The sequence below is a fragment of the Desulfuromonas sp. CSMB_57 genome, from assembly GCF_020194955.2.
Taxonomy (GTDB): Bacteria; Desulfobacterota; Desulfuromonadia; order Desulfuromonadales; family Syntrophotaleaceae; genus JAFCIY02.
The window spans coordinates 22,279-45,711 of sequence record NZ_JAFCIY020000002.1; the positions used below are offsets into that span (position 1 = coordinate 22,279).

General features: G+C 61.6%; 23 protein-coding genes. 19 read left to right on the plus strand and 4 right to left on the minus strand.

The genetic code is table 11. The annotated features are described in order from the left end of the window. Positions 1–200 precede the first annotated feature (200 nt). From JQN68_RS01500 to JQN68_RS01520, 5 genes are all read left to right on the plus strand, one after another. A complete protein-coding gene (locus JQN68_RS01500) occupies positions 201–1,079 on the plus strand; it encodes a YicC/YloC family endoribonuclease (RefSeq protein WP_225072311.1) in 879 nt (292 codons plus the stop codon). Between the two features lie 233 nt (positions 1,080–1,312). Next, complete coding sequence (gmk, locus tag JQN68_RS01505; RefSeq protein WP_225072312.1) at positions 1,313–1,963, plus strand: guanylate kinase; 651 nt, start codon at positions 1,313–1,315, stop codon at positions 1,961–1,963. 160 nt (positions 1,964–2,123) lie between these two features. Further along, positions 2,124–2,330 carry a DNA-directed RNA polymerase subunit omega gene (gene rpoZ / locus JQN68_RS01510; protein ID WP_225072313.1) on the plus strand — a complete coding sequence of 69 codons (207 nt, stop codon included), beginning with the start codon at positions 2,124–2,126 and terminating at the stop codon, positions 2,328–2,330. Positions 2,331–2,467: 137 nt separating this feature from the next. Further along, entirely contained in the window at positions 2,468–4,624 is a 2,157-nt protein-coding gene (locus JQN68_RS01515) for a RelA/SpoT family protein (protein WP_225072314.1), read from the plus strand. Positions 4,625–4,649: 25 nt separating this feature from the next. Then, entirely contained in the window at positions 4,650–5,033 is a 384-nt protein-coding gene (locus tag JQN68_RS01520; RefSeq protein WP_225072315.1) for a RidA family protein, read from the plus strand. A 75-nt stretch (positions 5,034–5,108) separates the two neighbouring features. Here JQN68_RS01520 and rpmB read toward each other — a convergent pair whose 3' ends face one another. The 4 genes from rpmB to purM all read right to left on the minus strand — a co-directional run bounded on the left by rpmB (position 5,109) and on the right by purM (position 7,710). Further along, a complete protein-coding gene (gene rpmB, locus JQN68_RS01525) occupies positions 5,109–5,300 on the minus strand; it encodes a 50S ribosomal protein L28 (RefSeq protein WP_225072316.1) in 192 nt (63 codons plus the stop codon). Between the two features lie 117 nt (positions 5,301–5,417). Then, complete coding sequence (locus JQN68_RS01530) at positions 5,418–5,870, minus strand: 2-thiouracil desulfurase family protein (RefSeq protein ID WP_249620973.1); 453 nt, start codon at positions 5,868–5,870, stop codon at positions 5,418–5,420. A 15-nt stretch (positions 5,871–5,885) separates the two neighbouring features. Next, positions 5,886–6,563, minus strand: coding sequence for a phosphoribosylglycinamide formyltransferase (gene purN, locus JQN68_RS01535; protein ID WP_283775329.1), 678 nt, complete (start codon positions 6,561–6,563; stop codon positions 5,886–5,888). A 112-nt stretch (positions 6,564–6,675) separates the two neighbouring features. Continuing rightward, positions 6,676–7,710: a phosphoribosylformylglycinamidine cyclo-ligase gene (purM, locus tag JQN68_RS01540; protein ID WP_225072342.1), complete on the minus strand. Its 1,035-nt coding sequence runs from the start codon at positions 7,708–7,710 to the stop codon at positions 6,676–6,678. A gap of 245 nt (positions 7,711–7,955) precedes the next feature. Here purM and rimI point away from each other — a divergent pair, with 245 nt between their 5' ends. From rimI to JQN68_RS01610, 14 genes are all read left to right on the plus strand, one after another. Next, positions 7,956–8,432 carry a ribosomal protein S18-alanine N-acetyltransferase gene (gene rimI / locus JQN68_RS01545; protein WP_249620974.1) on the plus strand — a complete coding sequence of 159 codons (477 nt, stop codon included), beginning with the start codon at positions 7,956–7,958 and terminating at the stop codon, positions 8,430–8,432. A 39-nt stretch (positions 8,433–8,471) separates the two neighbouring features. Further along, on the plus strand, positions 8,472–9,332 hold the full coding sequence (locus JQN68_RS01550; protein ID WP_225072319.1) for a dihydroorotate dehydrogenase electron transfer subunit: 861 nt from the start codon (positions 8,472–8,474) through the stop codon (positions 9,330–9,332). Continuing rightward, entirely contained in the window at positions 9,329–10,276 is a 948-nt protein-coding gene (locus tag JQN68_RS01555; protein WP_225072320.1) for a dihydroorotate dehydrogenase, read from the plus strand. Before JQN68_RS01550 ends, JQN68_RS01555 begins: the two co-directional genes overlap by 4 nt. Positions 10,277–10,455: 179 nt before the next feature. Then, positions 10,456–13,101 (plus strand): CBS domain-containing protein, encoded by a 2,646-nt coding sequence (locus JQN68_RS01560; RefSeq protein ID WP_225072321.1) that lies wholly within the window; start codon positions 10,456–10,458, stop codon positions 13,099–13,101. A gap of 81 nt (positions 13,102–13,182) precedes the next feature. After that, entirely contained in the window at positions 13,183–13,866 is a 684-nt protein-coding gene (locus JQN68_RS01565; RefSeq protein WP_225072322.1) for a site-2 protease family protein, read from the plus strand. A 2-nt stretch (positions 13,867–13,868) separates the two neighbouring features. After that, positions 13,869–14,633, plus strand: a complete 765-nt coding sequence (locus tag JQN68_RS01570) for a segregation and condensation protein A (protein WP_249620975.1) — start codon at positions 13,869–13,871, stop codon at positions 14,631–14,633. After that, on the plus strand, positions 14,620–15,228 hold the full coding sequence (gene scpB, locus JQN68_RS01575; RefSeq protein WP_225072324.1) for an SMC-Scp complex subunit ScpB: 609 nt from the start codon (positions 14,620–14,622) through the stop codon (positions 15,226–15,228). The genes JQN68_RS01570 and scpB overlap by 14 nt, the downstream gene beginning before the upstream one ends. Beyond that, positions 15,225–15,935, plus strand: a complete 711-nt coding sequence (locus tag JQN68_RS01580; protein WP_225072325.1) for a pseudouridine synthase — start codon at positions 15,225–15,227, stop codon at positions 15,933–15,935. The genes scpB and JQN68_RS01580 overlap by 4 nt, the downstream gene beginning before the upstream one ends. A 296-nt stretch (positions 15,936–16,231) precedes the next feature. Then, positions 16,232–18,415: a tetratricopeptide repeat protein gene (locus tag JQN68_RS01585; RefSeq protein ID WP_249620976.1), complete on the plus strand. Its 2,184-nt coding sequence runs from the start codon at positions 16,232–16,234 to the stop codon at positions 18,413–18,415. Between the two features lie 27 nt (positions 18,416–18,442). Continuing rightward, on the plus strand, positions 18,443–19,348 hold the full coding sequence (locus JQN68_RS01590; protein WP_225072327.1) for an ExeA family protein: 906 nt from the start codon (positions 18,443–18,445) through the stop codon (positions 19,346–19,348). A gap of 57 nt (positions 19,349–19,405) precedes the next feature. Next, positions 19,406–21,232, plus strand: a complete 1,827-nt coding sequence (mutL, locus tag JQN68_RS01595) for a DNA mismatch repair endonuclease MutL (protein ID WP_225072328.1) — start codon at positions 19,406–19,408, stop codon at positions 21,230–21,232. Beyond that, positions 21,232–22,179, plus strand: coding sequence for a tRNA (adenosine(37)-N6)-dimethylallyltransferase MiaA (miaA, locus tag JQN68_RS01600; protein WP_225072329.1), 948 nt, complete (start codon positions 21,232–21,234; stop codon positions 22,177–22,179). Before mutL ends, miaA begins: the two co-directional genes overlap by 1 nt. A 12-nt stretch (positions 22,180–22,191) precedes the next feature. Continuing rightward, positions 22,192–22,425: an RNA chaperone Hfq gene (gene hfq / locus JQN68_RS01605; RefSeq protein WP_225072330.1), complete on the plus strand. Its 234-nt coding sequence runs from the start codon at positions 22,192–22,194 to the stop codon at positions 22,423–22,425. A gap of 215 nt (positions 22,426–22,640) precedes the next feature. Continuing rightward, positions 22,641–23,432: a tetratricopeptide repeat protein gene (locus JQN68_RS01610; RefSeq protein WP_225072331.1), complete on the plus strand. Its 792-nt coding sequence runs from the start codon at positions 22,641–22,643 to the stop codon at positions 23,430–23,432. Position 23,433 lies beyond the last annotated feature (1 nt).

Sequence of the window (23,433 nt, forward strand, 5' to 3'; positions counted from 1 at the left end):
CAGACTGAAGCCTGAAAGATTGAAAAGCAAACTGAAGACTGAAGACTGAAGTCTGAAGGTAAGGCATGATCGCGATTTACTGTAATGAAAGGTGACTGAAACCGGATTGCTGGACGGATGCTTTCGGCCAATGATTTTGCTTCAGCCTTCAGCCTTCAGCCTTCAGCCTTCAGCCTGAATACCCCCGAAAGGCATAAACCATGATTAAAAGCATGACCGGCTATGGCAAAGGCCAAGCCCGGGTTGACGATGTGACCCTGACCATCGAGATCAAATCGGTCAATCATCGCTATGGCGATATCGGCGTGAAAACGCCGCGCTGCCTGCTGGCGCAGGAAACGGAGATCCGCCGGCGGATCGGCGAGCGGTTGAAGCGCGGCAAGATCGACCTGTACATCAATCTGGAATTGGCTTCCGGATCGGCGCGGATGCCGGTGCTGAACCGCGAATTGGCTGCCGCCTATCTGGAGCAGTTTCGGGCGCTGCAGTCCCAATTCGGCCTGGAGGGGGGGGTCACGCCGGCGCTGTTGGCCGGGCAGAAGGATGTGCTCACCCTTAGCGAGGGCGAACCGGACGAAGCGGCGTTGTTGGCCAGCCTCGATGCGGCCCTGGATCAGGCCCTGGATGCCATGGAGCGCATGCGCATGGCCGAAGGGGCGGCCACGCAGAGGGATCTGGAAGAACGGTTCATCGCTCTGGACGCGCTCCTCGAAGGTGCCCGACAGCGTGCGCCGCTGATTCCCGCCGAATGGCAGGGGCGTCTCCAGGAACGCCTCAGCCGCCTGCAGAACGGTTTCGAATTCGATGTCCAGCGGGTGGCCCAGGAAATCGCCATTTTCGCCGATCGCTGCGACATCAGCGAAGAATTGACCCGCTTCCAGAGCCATCTGGAGCAGTTCCGGGGCCTGTTCGAGGCGGAGGAACCCATCGGCCGCCAAATGGATTTCCTGGTCCAGGAGATGAATCGGGAAGCCAACACCATGGGTTCCAAGTCCAATGATCTGGAACTCACCCGGACGGTGGTCGCCATCAAGGCCGAATTGGAAAAGGTGCGCGAGCAGGTGCAGAATATAGAATGAGGCGGCCTAAAGACTGAAGTCCGAAGGCTGAAGGCTGGTAAGCAGGCTGAAGGACAAAGCCTGAAGTCTGAAGTAAAGGCACAAGCTCGAGACTATTCTTGCCATGGTTGCTCAGTGCAAAAACCTTTTAGTGGCACCAATTCTGGCGCTTTCTTCAGTCTTCAGACTTCAGTCTTCAGTCTTCAGACTTCAGCCTGCTTATTAGCCTTCAGCCTGAATTAAAGGAATTCCCCATGGAACAACCCAAATGGCCGCAGCGGCCCCTCGAACGGGAAGGCATCCTGTTCGTCATTTCCGCGCCGTCCGGTGCGGGAAAAACCACCCTTTGCAAGGAAGTCGTTGACATTTTTCCAGGCCTGCGGCAGTCTATCTCCTTTACCACCCGGCCTCGAAGAGCCGGGGAGCAGGATGGCATCGATTATCATTTCGTCTCCGCGGAGACCTTTGCCGCCATGGTGGCCCAAGGCGCCTTTGCCGAGTGGGCGGAAGTGCACGGCAACCGTTACGGCACCGCTCTGGCGACCCTGGAAGATTGCCGCCGCACCGGCACCGACGTGCTGCTGGACATCGATTGCCAGGGGGCGGCCCAACTCAAGCAGAACTGGCCCGGCGGTGTTTTCATTTTCATCGTTCCGCCCAGTTTCGAGGAGTTGGAACGCCGCCTGAGGGGCCGCGATACCGATAGCCATGAAGTCATCGCCCGCCGCCTGCTGAATGCCCGGCAGGAACTCCGGGAGATGGCATGGTATGATTACCTGGTGGTCAATGACGACCTGGAACGGGCCCGCGAGGAATTGAAAGCGGTTTTCGTGGCCGAAAGCTGCCGCGTAACGCGGCGCCTGGCCGCAGCTCAAAAGCGCTTCGCCGAACCCGATCCCAGGTAGGCAAACAACGCGTATGAAGATTGTTTCTTGTCCCGGCAAGCCGGGAGAGATCCTGTAACCCCAATAATCGGACTGCTGACTGAAACAAGCAGGCTCGAGGAATATTTTTCTTCAGCCTTCGGACTTCAGCCTTCAGCCTTACCCCCCAAAGGACAAACACATGGCTCGCATTACCGTCGAAGATTGTCTCAAACAGGTTCCCAACCGCTTCCTGCTGGTCATGGTGGCGGCGAAACGTACCAAGCAGCTGTACAAGGGCGCGCAGTCCCTCATCGAAAACAAATCCAACAACAAGCGGATCGTCCTGGCACTCCGCGAAGTCGCGGCCGGCAAGGTCGATTTTGAAATTCCCACCCGTAAAGGCTGAACCTTTTCTCCAGAAATCCGGCTGGTGACCGCTCCCATTGCCCATCCGCGATGGCCCCGGCGCTGCCTGCAACGGCGTCATCGGGATGGCAACCGCCGCCCACGGCGGTCAACGGTTGCCAAACCGGAGAGTTCGACATGGTCCGCTTAGACGACATCCTGGAACAAGTCCGCAGTTACGCGCCCGAGGCCGACAGCAGTCTGCTGCACAAGGCGGTCGTGTTCAGCGGCAAGGTCCACCGTGGCCAATTGCGTCCCGGCGGCGAGCCCTACCTCAACCATTCCCTGGAAATCGGCTTTATCCTGGCCCGTCTCAAGCTTGACGTGGCCACCATTGTTACCGGCATGCTGCACGATATTCTGCAGGAAGGCCTGGCCGAGGTCCGGGAAATCCGCGAATTTTTCGGGGACAGCGTCGGTGAGCTGGTGGAGGGCGTCACCAAGCTGGGGCGCCTCACATTTACCACCAGCGAGGAACAGCAGGCCGAGAACTTTCGCAAGATGCTGCTGGCCATGGCCCGGGATATCCGGGTCATTCTGGTCAAGCTGGCGGAACGCCTCCACGAAATGCGCACCCTGGAGCGCCGCAGCGAAGCCGAACAGTGCCGCATCGCCCAGGAAACCCTCGACATCTATGCGCCCCTGGCCAACCGCCTGGGTATCAGCTGGATTAAATGCGAGTTGGAGGACCTGGCCCTGAAGCATGTTCTGCCCCAGGTCTATAAAGACTTGCGGCAGAAGCTGGATCAGACCCAGCAGGATCGTGCCGGTTACGTGGAGGAGGTCAAAAAGCAGCTGCGCACCAAGCTGGAGGCCAACGGGCTGCAGGGCGAGGTCTCCGGGCGACCCAAGCACCTGTATTCCATTTATCGCAAGATGGAACGGCAGGGCATCGAGTTCGAACAGGTCTACGACCGGGTGGCGTTCCGCATCATCGTCAGGACGGTTCCGGAATGTTATGCCGTACTGGGCATCATCCATGCTTCCTGGAAGCCCATTGCCGGCCGCTTCAAAGACTATATCGCCATGCCCAAGCCGAACATGTACCAATCCCTGCATACCACGGTGATTGGTCCCCTAGGTGAGCGCATGGAAGTCCAGATCCGCACCGAAGAGATGCATCGGGTGGCCGAGGAAGGGATTGCCGCCCACTGGAAGTATAAGGAGGGCCGCACCGCCGACGAAGCGACCACGGATGAGGATCAATTCGGCTGGCTGCGGCAAGTCCTGGAAACCCATCAGGACATGACCGACTCGCATGAACTGGTGGGTGCCGTCAAGATCGACCTGTTTTCCGAAGAGGTCTACGTGTTTACCCCGAAAGGGGAGGTCAAGGCTTTCCCACGCGGCGCCACCCCCATCGACTTTGCCTACAGTGTGCATACCGAAGTGGGGCATCGCTGCGTCGGGGCGCGCATCAACGGCAAGCTGGTGCCCCTGCGCACGCCTCTGAAAAACGGCGACGTGGTGGAAGTGGTGACCTCGGCCGGCCAGCGTCCCAGCAAGGATTGGCTGAAGTTCGTCGCGACCTCCCGGGCGGCCAGCAAGATCCGTCAGTGGATCAAGACCGAACAGCGCGAAAAGAGCATTGAGCTGGGCAAGGAACTGCTGGAAAAGCGGCTGCGCAAATATGGCATGAGCCTGAAGAAGGCTCTGGCCTCCCGGGAACTGGCGCAGGCCATGCAGGATTTGGGGTACCAGGCCTCCAGCGAACTGCTGGCGGCGGTGGGTTACGGCAAGCTGCCGCCCGGCCAACTGGTCAGCCGGGTGGTGCCGCCGGAGCTGCTCAAACCTGAGGCGGAATCCCGCGCCGCGCGACTCGAGCCGGGCGCCGGACCGGCCGTCAAGAAGCCGGCCAGCGCCATCCGCCTGCAGGGTATCGACGATATCATGGTGCGCTTTGCCAAGTGCTGCAGCCCCCTGCCGGGGGATCCGGTTACCGGTTTCATCACCCGCGGCCGGGGCATCACCGTGCATGCCGCCGACTGTCCCAGTGTGCTGCAGAGCGATCCGGCGCGCCGGGTGGAGGTGGAATGGGATCTGAAGAAGAAGGTGCCCCATACTGCCCACATCCGCATCCACAGCGTCGATCAGAAGGGGGTGCTGGCCGCCGTCACCAACGCCGTCAGCGCCTGCGAAGCCAACATCGTCAGTGCCAACGTGCAGACCTCTCCGGACCAGAAGGGGGTTATCGTCTTCGCCGTCAGCGTCGAGGACGTGCAGCATCTGAACCGGGTCATCAACGCCCTGCTCAAGGTGAAGGGCGTGCAGCGGGTCGAGCGACTGCGTCACTGACGGCATTCACCGCCAAGGAGGAACCATGTCCATCGAACATATTGCCACCGCTGCGGCTCCGGCGGCCATCGGACCTTACAGCCAGGCGGTACGTGCCGGCGGATTTTTGTTCATATCCGGCCAACTTGGAATTGTGCCCGAGACCGGCCTGATGGCGGGGGCGGACGTCGCCGAACAATCCCGGCAGGCCCTGACCAATTTGGGCGCGATTTTGACCGCGGCGGGACTGGACTGGGGGGCTGTCGTGAAGACCACGGTCTATCTCGCCGATATGCAGGACTTTGCTCTGGTCAACGAAATCTACGCTGAATTTTTCGGCGGAGCATTGCCGGCCCGGGCCGCGGTGCAGGTTGCCGCGCTACCGAAAAGCGCCCGGATGGAAATCGACGCCATCGCGTTTTGCGGTTAGCCCCCAGAGGGTCTGGCGCGAAAAAAAAAAGGGGAACCGTTCGGTTCCCCTTTGGACCTTCTGTGCGCAGTCGAATCAGACGGCCTTGGTAACGGCCCCGGCCCGCAGACAGCGGGTGCAAACCTTGACGGACTGTACCTTGCCTTTGAAGAGGGCGCGGACTTTCTGCAGGTTCGGGTACCAGACCTTGCGGGTCTTATTATGGGCATGGCTGACATTGTTGCCAGTCGTCGGGCGTTTTCCGCAAACATCGCATACTCGGGACATTGTGTAAACCTCCTGGAAATTTAGAGCGGCTATATATACCATGACCGGTTGATGTTGACAACCCCTTTTTCCTCACAGCATAAGGGCCTGGGAGCCCCGCGCCCCCGTGCTGAACCGTTACAACAGATCCCCTTCTGAGATGAACTGCAGGCCATGCCGCAGCAGCAGGGCGGTGGTTACGCCTTGGCCCGCCACCTGCTCGGCTCCCAGATAGATGCGGTGTACACCGCAAGAGGGGCTGCCGTCCTTGAACAGAGCCCGCCGACAGCCGGCGAGTTGCGCAAGCTTAAGGGATTCGGCGGCTCCGCGGATGAAGGCTTCACCAACGTCCGTGCCGTTTTCCTGCACCAGCAGGCCGTTGCCGTCCAGCACGTCGCTGCCGCCGCCGCTGGCGAAAAAACTCTTGGGACGAGGGGTCGGCAGGCCGGCCAACTGCTCGGGGCAGATGGGTATGGGCTGCAGGTTCTCGCGGCGCAGGTATTCCAAAACCTTGTCGTTGCGTTTGCTTTGCCCGTCATAGCGGGTCGACAGGCCAAGCAGGCAGGCGCTTACCAGGATTGGTTCCGGCATGGCATTGCCCGTCATTCAGACTGCGTCCTCAGAAGCCGGGGGCGGATTGAGCAGGGCCTGCTCCCGCGGGGACAGGGGCGGCACGATGCGCACCTTGCGGCCCTCGATGTGCAGCCGTCCCTCGGCGAAAAGTTGGATGGCCCGCGGATAGATGCGATGCTCCTGGGCCAGGATGCGTGCGGCCAGGGTTTCCTCCGTATCATCGTCCAGCACCGGCACGGCGGCCTGGATGACGATGGGACCGGTATCCACGCCGTTATCGACGAAATGTACCGTGCAGCCGGCCAGTTTCACACCATACTGGAATGCCTGCCGTTGGGCGTGGACCCCGGGAAAGGCCGGCAGCAGGGCGGGATGGATGTTCAGGATGCGCTGCGGGAAAGCGTTGAGGAACACCGGGGTCAGGATGCGCATGAAACCCGCCAAGGCCACCAATTGCACGCCGGCGTCCCGCAGGGCGGCTACCGCAGCGCGGTCGAAGCCCTCCCGGTCGGTATATTGGCGATGATCCAGGCACAGCGTCGGCAGTCCCGCTTTGCGACCGCGTTCCAAGGCACCGGCGTCCGACTTGTTGCTCAGCACCAAACCGATTTCGGCGTTGATGACGCCTTGGCGGCAGGTGTCGATGATTGCTTGCAGGTTGGTGCCGCCGCCGGAGGCCAGGACTCCCAGGCGTAATTTCTTGTTCAACATTGCCCCCTCAATACCATCATCCATATATGAAAAAAGACCATTGCTGGTCTTTTTCATTCTTGCTGTTCGATTGGCCGTTTGGCATTGTCCGCAGGTCGAGCCGGGTGGCGCCTCAGACCAGCATGACCGTCGGTTCGCCGTCCTGGGCCGAACGGGTGATTTCGCCAATGACGAAAGCGGTTTCCTTCAGGCCCGACAGGCGGACCAGGATCTCCTCGGTTTCCGCTTCGGGGACCGCCAGCACCATGCCGATGCCGTAATTGAGGGTACGGAACATTTCCGTTTCATCAATCTGGCCCGCCTGGCGCAGCAGTTCGAAAATCGCCGGCTTCGGCCAACTGTTTTTTTCGATGACCGCCTGGCAGTTGTTGGGCAGCATGCGGGGCACGTTTTCCAGCAGACCGCCGCCGGTAATATGTGCCATGCCCTTGATCTGGAAATCCCGCAGCAGGTTGAGAATGGTTTTGACGTAAATGCGGGTCGGGGTCAGCAGTTCTTCGCCGAGGGGTCGGTTGAGTTCCTCGAGTTGACTGTCGACGGTCAGGTTCATGTGATCGAAAAAGACCTTGCGGGCCAGGGAGTAGCCGTTGGAATGCAACCCGCTGGAAGTCAGCCCGATAAGCCGATCGCCGACGGTGATGCTGGAGCCGTCGATGATGGCGTTGTTGTCCACGATGCCGACGGTGAAGCCCGCCAGGTCGTATTCCCCTTCGCTGTAGAATCCGGGCATTTCAGCCGTTTCGCCGCCGATGAGGGCGCAGCCCGCCTGAATACAGCCTTCGGCGATGCCCTTGACGATATGCTGGGCCTTTTCCGGGGACAGCTTGCCGGTGGCCAGATAGTCGAGAAAAAACAGGGGCTCGGCGCCCTGCACAATGATGTCGTTGACGCACATGGCGACCAGGTCGATGCCCACCGTATCGTGCTTGTCCATCATGAAGGCAATCTTCAGCTTGGTGCCGACGCCGTCGGTGGACGCAACCAGGGTCGGCTTCTGATATTTTTCGGCGTGCAGGGAGAAGAGGCCGCCGAAACCGCCGATCTCGGTAATCACCTCAGGCCGGTGGGTCGCCTTGACCAAAGGTTTTATCATCTGTACGAAACGGTTGCCGGCATCGATATCCACGCCGGCATTTTTATAGGTCATCTTGGTTGGGTCACTCAACGGTAGGTACTCCTTGTTCAGCTGAAAGTATGCCGCACATTATTAAATCAACCTTCAGTCGGTTGTCAACGGCAAAGTCCCGGTTTTTCCGGGGTCCGGTATTGGATCTTTACAGTATCCGGCGGGTGCATTATGATGCGCTCAGCGTCCAACGCGGACGCTGCGGCAGCCGCGGCGGCAACACCGCGGTTTTTTTATCCCGGGCAGTTTGTTTTTGAGGACACCCCATGGCAGCACCGGTGCACATCCGTCCCATGGTGGATGCCGATCTGGAGCAGGTCACCGCTCTGGAGGTGGCCTGCCATCCGGCTCCCTGGTCGCGCCGGCAATTTGAAGAGGAACTGGCCAATCCCCTGGCCGCCATCGACGTGTTGCTGTTGGGCGAGGGGATGGGCGGTTATCTCTGCTCCTGGCTGATCTGCGACGAATTGCATATTCTCAATGTGACCACCCATCCCGCTTGCCGGCGGCAGCAGGTGGCGACCCGTCTGCTTCGCCATGTACTGGAACGCGCCCGACAAGGCGGCGGGCACCGGGCCTTCCTGGAAGTTCGGGTCGGCAACCACGGCGCCATCCGCCTTTATGAAGGGTTCGGCTTTCAAGTCATTTCGCGACGGGCCGGCTATTATGCCGACGGCGAGGATGCCCTGGTCATGGCAGGGTGCCTGTCCCGCCTCGGGCGAACGGCCGATTCCGGCAGTTGAAGGGGGCCGGACCATATCTTGATGGAACAGGATTTGCTGATGACCAATCTGAAGACCACGATTTTGTCCAACCAGGAAGTCGCGCCCGGTTATTTCCGCATGCGTATCCTGGCGCCGGGTTTCGTCACGTCGGCCCGGCCCGGTCAATTCCTCATGCTGCGGGTGCTCGACGGCATGGAGCCTCTGTTGCGGCGGCCCTTCGGCATCTTCCGCACCGGCTGGCTGCCGGCCGATTGCCAAGGCCTGCCACCCAAGGAATATGTCGAAATTCTCTACAAGGTGGTCGGCAGCGGCACGACCTTGATGAAAGACCTGCATCAGGGCGACGGGGTCGAAATCCTCGGGCCCCTTGGCAAAGGGTTTGAACTGTTGGACGCCCCGGAGCAGATCCTGGTCGGCGGCGGCATCGGCCTGGTGCCCCTGTTCATGCTGGCCGCCCAACTGGTCAAAAGAGGCCGGGTGCGTCTGCTCATGGGGGGGCGCTGCCGGGACGACATTCTGGCGGTGACGGAATTCGAACGCCTCGGCGTCGAAACCTATGTCTCCACGGACGACGGCTCCCTGGGCGAGGCCGGCCTGGTGACCGAAGTTTTGGTGCGGCAACTGGAGCGCCTGCCACAGGCGGCGGTTTATGCCTGCGGTCCGACGGCCATGCTGCGTGCGGTACACGGGATCTGCGCAGCGCGCGACGTGCCCCTGCAGGTATCCCTGGAAGCTTACATGGCCTGCGGGGTCGGCGCCTGTCTCGGCTGTGTCGTTGCCGGAGCCGAGCACACGGAACAGAATCCCCAATATCTCTGTACCTGCAAGGAGGGTCCGGTATTTCGGGCCGGGCAACTGCTTTGGCACAAGTTGGAAGAACCCCGGGATGTCTGTGGTTGCAACGAGGAGGAACCATGAATAGGGCACAGCAAACCCGTGCGGCGGGCCCTTCTCTGGCGGTGGAGATTGCCGGATTGCACCTGAAGAACCCGGTCATGCCGGCGTCCGGTACGTTCGGTTACGGCGAGGAATACGCGCCATTTTTCAACCTTGATGAGCTTGGTGCCATTATCACCAAGGGCCTGTCCCTGCGCCCCAAGGCCGGCAATCCCACGCCGCGCATCGCCGAAACGACCAGCGGCATGCTCAATGCCATCGGTTTGCAGAATGTCGGCATCGATGCCTTCATGCGGGACAAGATGCCCTTTCTGCGCCAGTTTCATACCCCGGTGATTGTCAACTTCTTCGGCAACACCCTGGACGAATATGGCGAAATGGCGCGGCGCCTGGCGGACCTGCCGGAGGTGGCCGCCGCCGAGTTGAATATCTCCTGCCCCAACGTCAAGGCCGGCGGCATCGTATTCGGCACCGATCCCGGCGCCGCCGCCGAGGTGGTGGCCCTGGTCCGCAGGCACCTTCGGCAACCGCTGATCGTCAAGCTGACTCCCAACGTCACCGACATTACGGTCATGGCGCGTGCGGTGGAAGAAGCCGGGGCCGATGCCATCAGTTGCATCAACACCCTGACCGGCATGGCGGTGGACATCCGCACCCGACGGCCCCGCCTGGCCAATCTCACCGGCGGTCTGTCCGGACCGGCCATCCGGCCCCTGGCAGTGCGCATGGTTTACCAGGTGGTGCGGACCGTAAAGGTGCCGGTCATCGGCGTCGGCGGCATCATGCGGGCCGAGGATGCCCTGGAGTTTCTCATTGCCGGAGCCCGCGCCGTTCAGGTCGGAACCGCCAATTTCGTCGACCCCGGCGCCATGCCGGCCATCATCGCCGGTCTGGAAAAATACTGCCGGGAGCAGGGCGTTACCGATATCAACCAGGTGATAGGCAGTTTGAAGACTGAAGGCTAAAGGCTGAAGGCTGAAGTCCGAAGGCTGAAGCAAAGGTACAAAACAAACCTGAGGTTCGATTATACTTTATTCAGCCCTGCGTAGGATTTTCGCAGGAAAAGATTTTACTTCGGACTTCAGTCTTCGGCCTTCAGCCTTATTCTCAGCCTTCAGCCTTCAGCCTTCAGCCTGGATTGAACATGGACGTCATCACCACTCACATCAATGCCGATTTCGACTGCCTTGGGGCGATGATCGCGGCGCGCCGGTTGTATCCCGATGCCGTCATGGTGTTTCCGGGCGCTCAGGAGCGCAGCCTGCGGGAATTTTTTCTGCAGAGCGCTTTCTACGCCTACGAGTTCAAGCGTCTGCGTGAAATCGATCTGGAAGCGATTCGCCGGCTGATCCTGGTCGATGTCTGTCAGGCGGATCGCATCGGACCCTTCGGCGAGGTGGCCTTGCGTCCCGACGTCGAACTGCACATTTTCGATCACCATCCCAACAAGCCCGGCGCCCTGCACGGGACCGTCGAGGTGGTGCGCCCGGTGGGCGCCACGGTGACCCTGTTCGTCCAACTGTTCCGGGAACGGAACATCGTGCCGACCCCCGACGAAGCGACCATGATGCTGCTGGGTCTTTACGAGGATACGGGCAAGCTCCTTTCCGGTTCGACCACGGTGCACGACTTCGAGGCGGCGGCCTTTCTGGTCGAACAGGGGGGAAACCTCAATACGGTGGCGGATTTTCTGGTCCAGGAGCTCACCTCCGATCAGGTGGGTCTGCTGCATGAACTGCTCAAGTCCCTGACGGCCCTGAATGTCAACGGCATCGATGTCCATATCGCCCACGCCTCCATCGACTATTTCGTCGGCGATCTGGCGATTCTGGCGCATAAGATCAAAGACATGGAAGGATTGGATGCCCTGATCGTGGCGGTGCGCATGGCCGACCGCATTTTCATGGTGGGCCGTTCCCGTTTGCCGGAAGTTCATGTCGGCGAGATCCTGGGCGAGTTCGGCGGCGGCGGTCACGGCTTTGCCGCCTCGGCCTCGGTACGCAGGATGACCCTGGTTCAGGTGCTGGACGAGTTGCCGGTGGTGCTGCGGCGGCTGGTCAACCCGCACTGGGAAGCCCGGCACCTGATGTTCTCGCCGGTCAAGACCGTGCCGCGGTCGGCGACCATCGAGGAGGTTCGGGCCATTCTGACCCGCTACAACATCAACGCCGTGCCGGTTATGGATGGCGACCGGGTGGTGGGCGTCATCACCCGTCAGGTGGCGGAAAAGGCCGCCCACCACCGTCTGAGCGGCATGTTGGTGGAAGAATACATGAGCACCGACTTTGCCGCCGTGAGACCCCAGACCTCTCTGGCCGAAGTACAGGATCTCATCGTTGAACGGCATCAGCGGTTTGTTCCGGTGCTGGAAGACGGGCGGCTGGTCGGCGCCCTGACCCGCACCGACCTGCTGCGCTACATGGTGTACGGTGCCGCGGCCCGGCGCGCCGAAATGTCCGGCAACGGCCTGGCGCTGCGCAAGCGCGACGTGCTGCACCTGCTGAAGAACCAGTTGCCGTTGGAATTACAGCAGATTCTGGGGCGGCTCGGGGCGATCGCCGATGAATTGCAGGTCCATATTTTTCTGGTCGGCGGTTTCGTGCGCGATCTGCTCCTGCGCCAGGAAAATCTGGACCTCGATCTGGTGGTCGAAGGGGACGGCATCGCTTTTGCCGAGAGATATGCAGCCAGCTCCGAATGCCGGGTTCGAGCCCACCGGAAGTTCGGCACCGCCGTGATGATCTTTCCCGACGGCCTGAAGATCGACGTGGCCTCGGCCCGTACCGAGTACTATTTGCAGCCCGGGGCCCTGCCCATGGTGGAACATGCCAGCATCAAGCTGGATCTGTATCGGCGGGACTTCACCATCAACACCTTGGCCGTGGCTCTCAACGGGAAGCACTTCGGCGAACTGCTGGATTATTTCGGCGGCCTGCGCGATCTGCAGGAACGGGCCATCCGGGTGCTGCACAACCTCAGCTTTGTCGAGGATCCGACCCGCATGTTTCGGGCCGTGCGCTTCGAGCAGCGGCTGGGTTTTCAGATCGGCGGCCATTCGGAACATCTGCTGCGCAGCGCGGTGCGCATGGGGTTTCTGGAAAAGATCAGCGGGCCGCGCATCTTCAACGAGCTGATGCTGATTTTCAGGGAGAACGATCCCCTGCCGGCGGTACGGCGTCTCGATGAACTGGGATTGCTCAAGGCCATTCACCCCGGGCTGGCGTTGAGTGCCGAAACCCGGGAATTGCTCGAAGCGGGCAAACGGGCCGTGGACTGGTACGAGTTGCTGTATACCGGAGAGGGCTGCCAGCGCGGGCAGGTGCTGCTGCTATGTCTGCTGGGGGAGATGACGCCGGAGGAGGTCTCGGTGGTTGTAGACCGGTTGGTGGTGCCGGACCGCTATCGGACCCTGCTCCTGGAACAACGCCGGGCGGTTCAGGACCACCTGCAGGGCCTGGAATGGCGCCAGGCGAAAAATCGACCGCCGGGAGCGGTGCAACTCTACGAATGGTTTCACGACCTGCCCATCGAATTGCTGCTCTATGCCATGGCCATTACCGACAATGAGGCCTGCCGGCGCCTGATCAGCCACTTCATCACCCGGTTGCGGGATACCGCCTGCCTGCTCGGCGGCCGGGACCTGCAGGACCTCGGGGTTCGGCCCGGCCCCGTTTATAAGGAGATTTTCCGGGCTTTGCTGCATGCCCGCCTGGAGGGCCGGGTGGTGACCCGCGAGGATGAAGTGGCGTTGGTGCGCAAGCGTTTTCTGCCTTCCGCGGCTAAGGCGTGACAGCCAGGTAGGTTTTGACATTCCCGCCACCCCTCTGTTACAAGGTGGGAGAGAGACCCGGAGGGGGCTCCTGGAGATGCGATGGAACAAACTCTGCTCAAGCTTTCGATCATGCTGGTGCCGGGATTGCTGGCCGTGGTCCTGCACGAGGTGGCCCACGGCTGGACGGCCGACCGTTTCGGCGATCCCACTGCCCGGTTGCTGGGGAGATTGACCTTGAATCCCCTCAAGCATATCGATCCCATCGGTTTGCTGATGTTGTTGCTGGTCGGTTTCGGCTGGGCCAGGCCGGTGCCGGTCAGCGTCGGCAACCTGCGGCATCCGCGCCGGGACATGGCCTGGGTGGCTTTCAGCGGCCCGGCCACCAATCTGCTGCTGGCCGTGCTGGCCGCCGGTCTGCTGCGCGGCCTGGGACTTTGGGCCGTGGCGTTGCCGGCCGGCGGACTGCTGGCGCCGGTGCTGGAACCCTTGACCCTGATGGTGGCTTTCGCCCTTTACATTAATTTGATTCTGGCGCTGGTCAACCTGCTGCCGCTGCCGCCGCTGGACGGCGGCCGGGTGCTGGCCGGCCTGCTGCCGGAGCGGGCCGCCGCGCTGCTGGCCCGCGTCGAGCCCTTCGGTTTCATGCTGGTGATCCTGGTACTATTCTTCACCCCCATCTGGCGGCAGGTGCTGCTGCCCGTGGCGGGCATGCTGACCGCCTGGTTGGCCGGTCCGCAATGGCCCGTGGTGGAAAGAACCTTCAGCCTGCTGCTGCGGCCCTGACCATGGCCTACCACATCGATCTGGAAAACTTCAAGGGTCCCCTCGATTTGCTGCTGCATCTCATCAAGCAGCATGAGATGGACATCTACGATATTCCCATCGCCGAAATCACGGCCCAGTATCTCGCCGCCCTGGATACCATGAAAAGCCTCAACCTGGAAATCGCCGGCGAATTTCTGGTAATGGCATCGACCCTGCTGCATATCAAATCCAGGCTGCTGCTGCCGTCGCGCGAAGCAGCGGACAACGATGAGGAGGAAGTCGACCCGCGCGAGGAACTGGTGCATCGCCTCCTGGAGTACCAGAAATACAAGGAAGCGGCGCAAAGTCTGGAACGGCTGCCCCTGCTGGGCCGCGATGTCTTTGTGCGTCAGATTGCCGATGAGGCCATGGCCGGTAATGACGACGGCGAATTGCAACCGGTGCCCCTGTTCGAACTGGTCGAAGCCTTGCGGCGCCTGTTGCAGGAACCGCCCCCGCCGCCGGTGCATGAAGTGGCTCGAGAACGGCTGTCCGTTGCCGAGCGGGCCCGCCAGGTTCTCGAACTGCTGAGTCGGCGACCGCAGCTGCCGTTTCTCGATGTCGTGGGCCTGGGTTGTGATCGGGAACTGCTGATCGTCACCTTTCTGGCGGTATTGGAACTGGCCAAGTTGGGACTGGTGCGAATACTGCAGGGTCAGCATCACGCCGCCATCTGGCTGCACGCCGTGGAACAACGGCCGGCGGCCGCGGCGATTCCCGTGGATGAAGCTTTTGGATACTGCTGAACTCAAGACCCTCATCGAAGCTTTGTTGTTCGCCGCCCCGGGCCCGGTGCGGGCCGGGCAATTGGCGGCCGCCCTTCATCCGGATCTGCCGCCGGCGCGGGTCAGCGCCGTGGTGGAACTGCTGGCCGAAGAGTATCGCCAGACGCGGCGGGGTTTTGTGCTGCAGGAACTGGCCGAAGGTTACCAATTGCGCACCCGGCCCGAGCATGCCGAATACATCCGCCGCCTGCATCACAGTCGGCCGGTGCGGTTGTCCCGCGCTGCTTTGGAGACCTTGGCGATCATTGCCTATCGGCAGCCGGTTACCCGCGCCGATGTGGATTATCTGCGTGGTGTCGATTCCGGCGCGGTCATGAAGACCCTGCTCGATCGGCATCTGGTACGCATGGTCGGCCGCAAGGATCTTCCCGGACGGCCGGTGTTATATGGAACCGGTCCGGAGTTTCTGGAATTTTTCGGTTTGCGGAGCCTGGCCGAGTTGCCGTCCCTGCCGGAGTTCAACGAATTGCCCCCGGATTTGCTGGAGGCGGTGGAGTCCTTGTCGACGGCAGCCGGCGAGGCCTTTGCAGATCAGGACGGGAAGAGTCAGGGATGAAGCAACGGGTACAGAAATTGATCGCCCTGGCGGGGTTGGCTTCCCGCCGGGAAGCCGAAAAATGGATTGAGCAGGGCCGGGTCACGGTCAACGGCCGGATTGTCCAGTTGGGCGAACAGGCCGATCCGGACCGCGATCATGTTGCGGTCGACGGCCGCCCGCTTAGGCTTGAAGAAACCCCGGTCTACGTGCTTTTGAACAAGCCGGCAGGTTACGTCACCACCCTGCGCGATCCTCGAGGGCGCCCCGTGGTCACGGAACTGCTGCGCGACGTGCCGGCCCGCTTGTTCCCCGTCGGTCGCCTGGATCTGACCACCGAGGGCTTGCTGCTGCTCACCAACGACGGAAAACTGGCCTGGCGATTGACCCATCCCCGGCATGAGGTGACCAAAACCTACCTGGTGCGGGTACGCGGCCGCCTGACCAGGGAGGCGCAGCGGACCCTGGAAACGGGTGTCATGCTTGAAGATGGCATCACCGCACCGGCCCGTGTCGCGGGCGTGCGCGGTTCGGACAGCCACACCTGGCTGGAGTTGACCATTCACGAGGGGCGCAATCGCCAGGTGCGGCGCATGTGCGAGGCGGTTGGCTACCCGGTCAGCCGGTTGAAACGCATCCGGTTGGCCTTTCTCGAATTGGGTACCCTGGCGCCGGGGCAGTATCGTCATCTGACCCGCGAAGAGGTGGCGCGTCTGAAGCGTCTCTGATGGTTGCCGGCTGTGAATGAAGCGTGTTTTTGGCCGCCGCGGGTTGGGGAAGCGTCGCTGAGAGGCTCGGGTGGTCAAAATTATGACAGATTTTCCAGGTGGGCGGCGGGATGCGGAAGAAGTCTTCATGAAATCACCGGACGGCGGGGTTTTTCTTTGCAGAACGGGTATTTCGGCAGATTGTATACCGTCGTTTGCTTGACAGTCGAGCAGGCTCTGGTTTAACATTCGTAGCGCATTTAACTCTTTCAGGCGATGGGTGGCCCGCTTTGCTGCAAAAAAAAGAAAAATTTCTGTTGTCGGCCCAGAAAAATCTGCAAAAAGGCCAGGTGGCGAAAGCCATCAAGGACTATCAGAAGGTTCTGGAGTTCGATCCCAAGGATATTCGCAGTCGGCAGCGCCTGGCCGAGTTGTACACTCGGGCCGGCATGTCGGACGAGGCTTATGCGGCCTTTGACCTGGTGGCGCAACATTACACCGGGAACGGCTTTTTCCTCAAGGCCATCGCCGTTTACAAGCAGATGCAAAAGATCGCCCCGGGGCAGCTGGTGGTTTACCGGCATCTGGCCACCCTCAACGAAAAGCAGGGTTTGCTGGGCAATGCCCTGACCGAGTACCGGCGGCTGGCCGACCTCCTCGAGCAGGAGGGGAAGGTTCCGGAATTCCTCGATGTTCTGGAGCGAATGAAAGCCCTGGACGGGCAGAACAGCAACCTGCGCCTGCGCATCTGCGAGGGCTGTCTGCGCCAGGGACTGCAGGAGCGCGGCCGGCAGGAGATCCTGGATGCCTTGGCGGTCATGGAACGCAACCGGGACTTGCCGGCGGCGCATAAGATCCAGTCGCTCCTGGAAGCGCATCACCTGTCCGATACCGCCCTGCTTTTGGCCCTGGCCAAAACGCTGCTGGCGGCTGACGGTGAGGCGCAGGCCAAGGCCGTATTGTCCGGCCTGGCGGCCGCCGATCCCGGCCAGCCGCAGGTGCTGGTCCTGTTGGCCCAAGCCCACGGAGCGCGACAGGATTATGCCGCGGAAAAGGATTGCTTCCGGCGGTTGCTGGCTCAAGAGGAGGAAAATCCGGAGTGGCAGTTGGGGTTTGCCCGGGCCGGGTTGCAGGCTGGAACCTTCGACGAGATTCTGGGTTGCCTGGAAACCTGGCGCGACAGCTTGCTCCGGGCCGGCAAAGGCGCGGACCTGAAGTCTCTCTATGAAACCCTGCATAAAGCCCTGCCCGGCAATCAGCAGGTTCAGGCCGGTCTCCGGGAGATTTACGAGCACACCGGGGAAGGCGCCAAATTGTTTGAGCTCATATCCGACGGCGACGCCGGGCCGGCCGATACGGTGGGGGCCCTGGCCGAGGAGTCGGGAACCGAAGAGTTCAACCATCTGGTTGATTTTGGTGCGGAGTCGGGCCCTGCGGTGCGTCCTGAGGCGGCGGCAGACCCTGCCGAGACCTGGCTGGGCGCGACGGAATTCGACGAATTTCCGGGTGCAGGGATGCACGACGAGGATTTCCCCAAATCCGCGGATGGGATGGAGTGGGGAAGTGCCGCGACGGCAGGTCCGGCTGCGAATGATTTCGAAATGGAAATCGAATTGGACCTGGACGGGGACCTGCCTCCCGCCACTCCGGAGCGGGATGCGGCAGCAGCTCCCTACCGGGACGAACTGGCCGATTTGGAGCGGGAACTCGGCGCCGTGCTGGAGAACGATCTGCTGGATCTCGACGAGGACAGCCGGGGGGGCGCCGACCTCAGCGGCGAACTGGAGGAAGCCGAATTCTATCTGCAGCAGGGTTTCCTGGACGACGCGGAGCGCAAGTGCGGCGAAATTCTGAATCGGCAGCCCGATTTTCAGGACGCCCTCGATCTGTTGGCCGGGGTCCGGAAGCGCAAGCAGCAGGCGGCTCCCGCCAGAGCGACCGGTACCCGGTCGGCCCAACCTGCTCCGGTCGGCGTTGACCTGGGCGGCCTGGGAGATAAGGAGCGCTCGCGGCTGGACGGCAGTCTGTCGGCTTTCAAAAAAGGGCTGGCCGATGCCGTGGCGCCGGACGATATCGAAAGCCATTTCAATCTGGGTATTGCCTACAAGGAGATGGGACTGCTGGACGAAGCCATCGAGGAATTCGATAAATCCATGGCTCATCCCAGCCGGCACATCGACGCGTTAACGTTAAAATCCCTGTGCCTGGCCGCCCGGGGCAACTTTGCCGGTGCCGCGGACCTGTTTCGGCAGGGCCTCGATCACGATCGTCTCAAGGATCAGGAGCGGCTTAACCTGTATTTCGAACTGGGATTGCTCTACGTGGCCTGGAGCCGGCCCCTGGATGCCTTGGAAAGCTTCCAGCGCGTTGCCGATGTCGATCCGTTTTTCCGTGAAGCCTCCGAACAGGTTCGCCAGTTGCGTCGGCAGCTGGGACTGGATGGGGATGAGCCCGGCGGCTCCGGTCAGGGCCCGGGCCAGAGTCGGGTGACCTTTCTGTAATGGAATGTTTTTCGGGGAGCGCAATCCATGAGCTATATTGAGCATTTTCAGTTGGAGCGGGAACCCTTTTCCAATGCGCCGGACGCGCGCTTCTATTACAACAGCGAGCAGCACCAGCAAGCCTTGCTGCGCACCATGTACGCCGTTGATTCCAGCAAGGGGCTGGCGGTGGTGGTGGGGGGCGTCGGCACGGGCAAAACCACCCTGGCGCGGCGCATGCTCGATTGCCTGACTGAGGATCGTTACCAGTCTTCCTTGCTGGTCATGGTTCATTCCGGGGTGACGCCGGAATGGATTCTGACCCGCATCTCCCTGCAACTCGGGGTCGATAATCCGGCTCCGGATCGCCTCACCCTGCTCAAGCAACTGTTCGATCGGCTGTTGGAAATCGACGAATCGGGACGCAAGGCGGTGGTGCTCATCGATGAAGCCCAGATGCTGCAGACCCGGGCGTTGATGGAGGAGTTCCGGGGTCTGCTGAACCTGGAGATTCCCGGCAAGAAACTGCTGAACATGGTATTTTTCGGTCTGCCCGAGGTCGAGGACTGCCTGCGCCTGGACGAGCCCCTGGCGCAGCGGGTGGCGGTCAAATACCGGCTGCGTTCCCTGACCTGCGACATTACCGAATCCTATATCCAGCACCGCCTGCAGATTGCCGGCGCCACCTATCCCATTATTCCCATCGATATCATCCCCGATATTCATACCTTTTCGGGCGGTGTGCCCCGCTTGATCAATACCATCTGCGATAACTGCCTGTTCGAAGCCTTTTTGCGCAAGCACGACCGGGTCGACAAGCAGATCGTCCACAGCGTGGCCGGCGACCTGGGGCTTTTGCCGCATCCGGCGAGCAGCCATTTCGTGTCCGAACGTGCCGAGGAAGACTTTGACGATATCGATGAAATGCTCGATTCCCTCGAAAATCGTTTGTAACCGACCGCTTTCGCTAACTCCCCCGAGGCCCTTCGTCGCCGCCCATACAGGTTCGTTGTGAATCAGAAGATACAGATATTGCCGGAAACCCTGTGCAACCAGATTGCCGCCGGCGAGGTCGTTGAGCGACCGGCATCGGTTCTCAAGGAACTGGTTGAAAACGCGCTGGATGCCGGCGCCGATCGGATCCTGGTCGAGATCGAGCAGGGCGGCAAGCGGTTGCTGCGCATTACCGACAACGGTCACGGCATGAACCGCGACGATGCCTTTCTCTGCCTGGAACGCCACGCCACCAGCAAGATCCGTAGCGAACAGGATCTGTTCCGCTTGCAGACCCTGGGGTTTCGCGGCGAGGCGCTGCCCTCCATCGCCGCCGTCTCCCGCATGGCGTTGCGGACCCGTGGGACGGACAGTCTGGAGGGTTGGGAGATCGTCACCGAGGGGGGGCGCGTGCTGCGTGCCGGCGCCGTCGGCATGCCCGTCGGAACGGTCATCGAAGTCCGCAACCTGTTTTTCAACGTTCCGGCGCGACGCAAGTTCCTGCGCCGGGATGAAACCGAGCTGGGCCACCTCAGCGAGGCCCTGACCCGACTGGCCCTGGCCAGTCCCGGGGTACATGTCCGCCTGACCCACAACGCCCGACTGCTGTGGGAGGTCAACCGCCAGAACGGTCTTGCGGAGCGCATCGGCGAATTGCTCGGTCGGGATATTCTGCGAGGACTGGTGCCCCTGCGGGAATTCCCTGAAGCCCCCTGGCGTCTGCATGGGCTGCTGTCGCGACCGGAGCTGCATCGGAGCACCAACAGCGGCATGTTCAGCTACATCAACGGCCGTTTCATCCGCGACCGCGTGGTGCAGCACGCCGTGGCGGAAGGCTATCGTCACCTGTTGCCCAAGGGGCGCTACCCCCTGGCGGTTTTGTTCCTGGAGCTCCCGGCCGACCTGGTTGATGTCAATGTGCATCCCACCAAACAGGAGGTCCGCTTCCGGGAGCAAAGCCAGGTGCACGACCTGATCGTGGCCGCGGTACGCGAGACCTTGGCGCGGCCGGCGGCGGCAGCGACCCGGCAACCGGCCTTAGCCCCTCAGGAAGTTGCCACCCGCCAGGCCCAGGCCGTTCCCACAGGGGAAGTCCCCTCGAAAATTCGCGATCCGCATGCCGCCTACCTGACCAAAGCGGGCCCGCAGCCGGCGCCTGACCCTGTCCACAAAGTCCACGAAGTCCACCAGGCCACACCGCCTGAGCAGGTCGCGACCCTGTTTGCGCCTCCCGCCGCCGAGAATCCGACGCCCGAGCCCAACGGCTATGGGAGCATGACCATCCTGGGGCAGTTTCGGGGCAGCTACCTGGTCTGCCAGGCCGGAGATGACCTGGTGTTGGTCGATCAGCATGCCGCCCATGAGCGCATCGGCTTCGAGAAGCTCTGCGCTCAGTACCGGCTGGGAACCCTGGAGCGGCAGTTGCTGCTGTTTCCCCTGGTGCTGGAATTTGATTTTCGGCACGCGCAGTTGATCTCCGAGTACCGCGATCTGCTGGGCCGCCTGGCCTTTGAACTGGAGCCTTTTGGCGGCCGTTCCTTTGCCCTCAAGAGTGTTCCGGCACTGTTGCAGAATGTGGCTGCGGAGCCGCTGCTGCGGGATCTGATGGACGATTTGGCCGAATTCGGCGTGACCCGCCAAGTTGACCGACAGGTGGAAAAATTGTTGTTGAAAATGGCCTGCCATGGCATGGTGCGCGCCAATCAAAGTCTGACTCCGGCAGAGATGCGGGCCTTGCTGGACCAATTGGACCAAGTGCCGTATAACCGGCAATGTCCCCATGGGCGGCCTATCACCGTGTGCTGGCAACTGGCCGAGGTGGAGCGGCTTTTCCAGCGCGGGTGATGGATCTGATACCGGACCGGAAGAGACAGCCGCCGCTGGTGGTGCTGTGCGGACCCACGGCCAGCGGCAAGACGGCCCTGGCCATGGACCTTGCCGAACGCTTGCCGGTGGAAATCATTTCCGCCGACTCCCGCCAAGTCTATCTCGGCATGGATATCGGCACCGCCAAACCCTCTCCGGAGGAACGGGCGCGGGTGCCGCATCACCTCATCGACGTGGTCACGCCCGATGAGGCATTCAGTGCGGCGGATTTCTGCCGCTTGGGCAGGGCGGCCCTGACCGGCATGGCCGGTGCCGGACGTTTGCCCCTGGTGGTCGGCGGCACCGGCCTCTATATTCAGTCCCTGGTGGATGGATTGGCCGATGTTCCCGGCCGGGACGACGTTTTTCGGCGCGAAATGCTGGCCTTGGAGGAGCGGGAGGGGGAAGGGGCCCTGCATCGCCGTCTGGCGGCCGTCGATCCGGCACTGGCCGCCCGCTTGGCGCCCCGCGATCGGGTGCGCATTCTGCGCGGCCTCGAAGTTCAGCACCTCAGCGGTCGTCGCCTGTCCGACTTGCAGGCCCAACATGCCCGCGCCCGCACATCTCTACGGGCCCTTTTTATCGGCGTGCGCCGGTCGCGCAACGAGCTCTACGAGCGCATCGATGCGCGCACCTGCCGGATGTTCGAGGCGGGGCTGGTGGAGGAAGTGCAGGCTCTGCTGGCCGCCGGTTATGCGCCGGGCAGCAAGGCCCTGCAGACCATCGGCTATCGAGAATGCATCCACTATCTGCAGGGACATGCCTCCCTGCAGGAGGCTCGAGATGCGGTGCAGATGGCGACCCGGCGCTATGCCAAGCGGCAGATGACCTGGTTCGGCAAAGTTAAATCAATAATTTGGCTTGATTCCTTGGGAGAGTTTGCTAAGGTAATGACATTAATTGAGCAGTTTTTCAATGTCTCGTAAACAGGAGAGGCCATGTCCAAAACCCCGTTCAACATCCAGGATCAGTACCTTAACCAGGCCCGTAAAGAGCGCGTGCGGGTGAACATCATCATGATGTCGGGCGATAAACTTGAGGGCTACATCAAATCCTTCGACAGTTTTTGCGTCCTCATCGAAAGCCGGGGGGACCTGCTGCTTTACAAGCACGCCATCTCTTCCATAACCTCGGCGGACGGATCCTTCCGTCTGCATGGTGGCCGCGACTGACGATTTGTCCGAACCGGTCTGTGAAGGCGTGTATGAGTGACTGAGGGAGGCTGCGCGCACCGTTCCCGCAGCAAGTCGACCGACAAAAGTCATGTACGGCTGTTTCAAGACCCCTGCCAGGGTTTTCAGAGACCCTGGCAGGGGTTTGTTTTCTGGGCCGGGTGCAGCAGGATTACCTTAAATAAGCCTGACAGGCAAAGGACTTAGGGGGGCATATGGGAGGCGAAGACTTGCGGAATTGGCTGCACAAGGCAGAACTGGCGGCCGAAGCCGGGGACTGGACGGCCGCCGTCCATTACTACCGGGCCGCCCTGCAGGCCGGGGCCGCAGATGCCGATGTTCACTTCGGCCTGGGTGAAGCCCTGGCCGAAAGCGGTCGCTTGGCCGAGGCGGAGGTTGCCTTGAGGCAGGCCTTGGACCTGGATCCGCAGCATGCGGATAGTCTGTTCGCTTTGGGCGATCTGTTGTTCGAAGCCCGCCGCGGCAAGGAAGCGCTGGCCGTCTATAACCGCTTGCTGGAGGCCCCGGAAGAAGCCCATGAGGCGTGGCTGCGCATGGGGTTGGTGCGTTTTAGCGACGGCGAACTGACCGAAGCCATCGCATGCTATGAACGGGCCCTGGCCCTGGATGCGCATTCGGCCTTTGCCCTGAATTGCCTGGGCGAGGCCTTGGTGGCGGTCGACCGGCTGTCGGAGGCCTTGCAGGTGTTTCAAAAAGCCCTGCGTGAGGATGACCAGGAACCGCAGATTCATCTCAATCTGGCGGAGCTTTATGATGCCCTGGGCGAAACGTCGGCGGCCGAGGAGGCCTGTCGCGAGGCGCTGCGCCTGGACCGGGATTTCGCCGAGGCGCATCTGTTGTTGGGCAATCTGCTGCTGGACCAGGAACAGCCCCAGGCGGCCCTGGGCCATTATCAGGCGTTTCTGAAGCTGGAGCAGAGCGAAGAAGCCCGCCAACTGCGCGAAGAAGTCGCGGCGGTAGTAGCCGGGCTCAAGGAAGAAGGCTGAG